The 4594-nt window shown below is 73.2% G+C and carries 5 protein-coding genes; 2 read left to right on the top strand and 3 right to left on the bottom strand.

Features of this window, described 5'->3' with window-relative positions; genetic code table 11:
- Positions 1-199: 199 nt before the first annotated feature.
- The 3 genes from AC1DY2_RS15925 to AC1DY2_RS15935 all read right to left on the bottom strand — a co-directional run bounded on the left by AC1DY2_RS15925 (position 200) and on the right by AC1DY2_RS15935 (position 3511).
- A complete protein-coding gene (locus tag AC1DY2_RS15925) occupies positions 200-970 on the bottom strand; it encodes an alpha/beta fold hydrolase (RefSeq protein WP_476763309.1) in 771 nt (256 codons plus the stop codon).
- 182 nt (positions 971-1152) lie between these two features.
- The gene (locus AC1DY2_RS15930) at positions 1153-1986 is read right to left on the bottom strand and encodes a hypothetical protein (RefSeq protein WP_476763310.1); all 834 of its coding nucleotides are present in this window, start codon (positions 1984-1986) and stop codon (positions 1153-1155) included.
- Positions 1987-2068: 82 nt separating this feature from the next.
- On the bottom strand, positions 2069-3511 hold the full coding sequence (locus tag AC1DY2_RS15935; protein WP_476763311.1) for an MFS transporter: 1443 nt from the start codon (positions 3509-3511) through the stop codon (positions 2069-2071).
- A 106-nt stretch (positions 3512-3617) separates the two neighbouring features.
- Here AC1DY2_RS15935 and AC1DY2_RS15940 point away from each other — a divergent pair, with 106 nt between their 5' ends.
- Entirely contained in the window at positions 3618-4187 is a 570-nt protein-coding gene (locus AC1DY2_RS15940; protein WP_476763312.1) for a TetR/AcrR family transcriptional regulator, read from the top strand.
- Between the two features lie 219 nt (positions 4188-4406).
- On the top strand, positions 4407-4565 hold the full coding sequence (locus AC1DY2_RS15945) for a hypothetical protein (RefSeq protein WP_476763313.1): 159 nt from the start codon (positions 4407-4409) through the stop codon (positions 4563-4565).
- Positions 4566-4594: the final 29 nt, after the last annotated feature.

A 4594-nucleotide genomic window follows, 5' to 3' on the forward strand; every position in this document is an offset into this window, starting at 1 on the left:
TCGCCGCCGCGGCGCTGAAGACCGTCGAGCTCGTGAAGCACGGCACCCTGAAGGTCTACGAAGGCGCGCCCCACGGCATCTTCGGCGCGTACCAGGAGGAGCTCGACCGCGACATCCTCGCGTTCATCGCCGGCTGAGTCCGGTCATGCGAACGCGGCCGCCTTCGGATGGAAGGCGGCCGCGTTCGGGTCTGCACGGGTCAGGAGGCGATGCGGTCCTCGGCGCCGCCCGCGTCCGCGCCAGCGCCGTCGGCGCCGGCCAGCTCCGCGAGCGCGCCGGTGATGACCGCCRCCACCTCGGCGGGATGCGTCTGCATCACCAGGTGCGGCGCGTCGATCTCGACCACCGAGCGCAGGCCGGCGCGGGTGTAGCCGAAGCGCTCCACGTCGGGGTTGATCGTGTGGTCGGCGCTGGAGACGATGCCCCAGCCGGGCTTCGTCTTCCACGCGGCATCCGATGCGGGCTCACCGAACGCGAAGGCCGCCAGCGGGCGCTGCGACACGGCGAGCACGCGGGCGGTCGCCTCGGGCACGCCGGCTGCGAAGACCGCCGGGAATGCGTCGATGGCGACCGAGACATCCGTGCCGGGCTCGCCGCCCTCGACCGGGTAGGGCGTGTACACGAGGTTCGCGGCCAGGTCGGAGTCKGGGAAGCCGCCCTGCAGCTGGCCCAGGCTCTCGCCCTCGTCGAGCGCGTAGCCCGACACGTAGACGAGGCCGACGACGTTCTCGGCGGTGCCCGCGACGGTGATCACCGCGCCGCCGTAGGAGTGGCCGGCGAGCAGCACCGGGCCGTCGATCTGCTCGACGAACGCGCGCACCGAGGCGGCGTCGGCCGAGAGGCTGCGGTTGTACACCGGCGGGACGCGCACGGCGTGGCCCTGCTCGAGGAGCAGCGACGTGACGGGCGCCCAGCTGGCGGCATCGGCGAAGGCGCCGTGCACGAGCACGATCGTGGGAGTGGTGGACATGGAACTCCTTCGAGACGACGGGACTCGACCGACGACGGCCTGCCTGCCATCGCGCCGCGTTCCCGGTTGTCCCCAGCATCGCGCCGAGGCCGCCATCGTCGTCCGCCCCGAGCGGCCGCGTATCGCGCGGAATCGGACACCGTGGGCCGCGTCCACCCGCGCCGGTCGGCTCTCGCCCGAGCTCAGTGCGCCGAGCGCAGCTGCTCCTCGGGCAGCAGGGCGGTGCCGGGGTTGCAGCCCAGCTCGCCCGGTTGCAGCAGGATGCGCGGCACGTACAGCACCCGCACGCCGTCGGCGTCGCGCTTCACGAGCAGGCAGTCGTCGGCGTCGCCCATCGCGAAGCCGATGTCGCCGTCGGCCTCGACAGCGTGCGGCTCGAACGCCTGCTCGCGCTCGCCGGTCGGCTGCGGCATCCGCTCGGTGATCTCGGCGACGATCTGGTCGGCGGATGCCGCGGCCGGCGCGTTCGTGAGCACCTCCACCGCGAGCGCCTCGGCGCCGTCGGGCACGACGAACACGGTGCGGGTGTCGACGGGCGGTGCGATGCGGTGCGCATCGGGCGGACAGGGGAGGTCTCGCGCGACCGCGGTGTCGACGTCCCAGTCGCCGAACTCCTCGGTTGCCACGCCCCAGAAGTCGAACTCCGACTCGAAGCACGCCACGTAGGGCTCGTCGTACTGCGTGGGCTGCACCATCGCCCGGAACTGCAGGGCCCCGAACGGCTCGCCGTGCACGGCGCCGGGATAGGGCTCGACCCCGATGAGCTCGACGGTCGTGGAGTCGGCCGTCGCGGCATCCGCCCATCGTGCGTAGTCGTCGATCACGTCGGTGCCGTACCGGTAGAGGCCGCGCGACACATCGGCCACCGCCGCGCGGGCGGTAGCGTGCGACTCGGCGTCGGGCCGCAGCTGCGCGAGGGCGTTGCAGCCGGTCAGGGCGAGCACCGCGGATGCCGCGGCGACGGCAGCGGCGAGCGCGACGGGCCGGCACGATCGGCGTGATGCGGTAGGGCGCATCCTCCGAGCATGGCCGACGCGCGTCGCGCTCGCCACTGCGAGGGGTGGACCAGGCCGCTTCGGCGGCGCCGGCTGGGAGGGATCAGGCCGCTTCGGCGGCCTCGACGAGGGGCGACTCGGCGATGGGGATGACCTCGGCGACCGGCCGCTCGGTGCGACCGGTGCGGCCTCGGGCGAGGAACGGCGCGAGACCGCCCGCGAACGCGAGCACCGCGCCGACCACGAACGCGGCCACGTAGCCCGACTCGGTGGGCAGGCCCGACGCGCCGAGCACCGCTCCGATCGCCGCCGCGAACACCGTGGTGCCGATGGCGCCGCCGATCGTGCGGATGTTCGCGTTCATGCCCGTGGCGATGCCGACCTGGTCGGCCCGCACGCTGCGCACGATGAGGTTCGGCGTCGACGAGGTGACGAGCCCGGTGCCGAGTCCGAGCACGGATGCGGCGATCGCGAGCGGCACGACGCCGTCGTGGAACAGCGCGATCGAGAGCGACGCGGCCGCCGAGAGGAACGCGCCGAGGGTCAGCTGTGCCGCGAACGGCAGCACCCGGCTCAGCGGGCCGGCGACGAATCCGACCGAGGCCATGGTCACGAGCATCGGCAGCATGATCAGTCCGGCGGTGCTCGCGTCGACGCCGAGGCCGTAGCCGCTCGACGTGGGCGTCTCGGCGAGGCGCGGGAGCGTCGCCCAGATGCCGAACATCGCGGCGCCGGTGAGCAGGGCGGTGAGGTTGGTCGTCCACACGGCAGGGAGGCGCATCATCCGCATGTCGACGAGCGGGTTGCTCGAGCGCACCTCGACCATCACCCATGCGGTGGCGAGCACGGCCGCGAGCGCGAACAGCGAGATCACGAGGGGCGAGCCCCAGCCCCACTGGTTGCCCGCGCTCAGCGGGAGCAGCAGCGCGACGAGCCAACTCGACAGCAGCACCGCGGCGCCGACATTGATGCGGCCGGCCGTGCGGGTGGCGGCGCGCGACAGGCCGCGGACGCCGACGACGAGCCCGATTCCGGCGAGCACGAGTGGGAGCGCGAAGAGGCCGCGCCAGCCGATCGCGGCGGAGATCGGACCGGCGATCACGGTGCCGAGGCCCGAGCCGACGGCCATGATCGCCGAGAGGGCGCCGATCGCGCCGGCGAGGCGGGCGGGTGTGAAGGCGTCGCGAACGAGTCCGAAGCCCAGCGGGAACACGGCGCCGCCGAGGCCCTGCAACACGCGGGCGAGCAGCATGACAGTGAGGTTCGGCGCGAACGCGGCGAGCACGGAGCCCACCGCCACGGCGCCGAGCGCGAGGAGGTACATGCGGCGACGGCCGACGAGGTCGCCGGCGCGACCGAGCAGCGGGGTGGCGACCGCCGCGGAGATGAGCCACGCGGTGAGCATCCAGGTCTGGCCGACCGCGTCGGCGCCGAGGTCGCTGCCGATCGTCGACAGCACGGGGATGATCAGGGACTGCAGGCTCGCGACCGCGGTGAAGCTCGTGGCCACCGCGATGAACGTGAGGCGAGTGGTGGAGGTTGGCATCAAGCACCCTTCGGGGCTGAGGAGTTATACTGGAGGGAACCTCCGATAGGAGGCCGCCTCCGGTTAGCTTAGCGGAGGCACCCTCCGGTTTGCAAGCAGGTGTTTCATGACGGATGCCACGCTCCGCGCGTTGCTCGACGAACGGCGCCCCACGCGCGCCGACGCGCGCCGCAACTTCGACGCCCTCGTCGAGTCGGCCAACCTGGCGTTCGCCGAGCACGGCGTTGACGCCTCGCTCGAGGACATCGCCCGCCGCGCCGGCGTGGGCATCGGCACGCTGTACCGCAACTTCCCGACCCGCGACGCGCTCGTCGAGGCGGTGTACCTCGATGAGGTCGCCGGCGTCGCCTCGTTCGCCGAGGAGCTCGACGACCTGCCGCCGTTCGAGGCGCTCGCAGCGTGGCTCCGGCGCTTCGCCGACTACGCCAGCCGCAAGAAGGTGCTGCTCGAGGGGCTCAACCGCGACTCCGAGCTGCTCGCGACCTGCCGTGAGGTGATGTACGAGTCGGGCGAACCGCTGCTGCGCCGCGCCCAGTCGGCCGGCCTCGTGCGCGACGACATCGCGATCGACGACGCCGTGCGCCTCGTCGCCGGGGTCGCCGGGGTGGCGTTCCCCACGCCGGGCCAGCGCGAGCGCGTCGTCGATATGGCGCTCGACGGGCTCCGCGCGCGCTGAGGCCCGCGCTCGCCGAGGCCCGCGCTCGCCGGAATCCCGTTCGGGCGGCGGAATCCCTGGATCAGTGGATTCCAGCGCGCGAACGGGATTCCACCGCACCCGGCACCTCGTGACGTGGACCGCGCGGGCTGGCAGGATGGCTGTCGTGCGGGCTCGACGCGAGCCGCCGCCGCGCTGGATGCGACCGCACGCCGAGCGAAGGGTGCAGTCATKGACGACTTGAAGGGCACGGCGACCGAGCGGATCGCGCAGCTGCGAGCTGCCGGCGAGGTGACGGATGCCGCATGGCTCGAGCGGCAGCTCGTCGCGGCGCTCGAGGCGTGGCAGGACACCGAGGACGACCTGCGCGAACTCCGCGAGGCGCGGGAGGACTACTGAGCACGGCGCAGGCCCGCGCGGCGCAAGCC

The organism is Agromyces sp. P1_H4 (assembly GCF_056405255.1).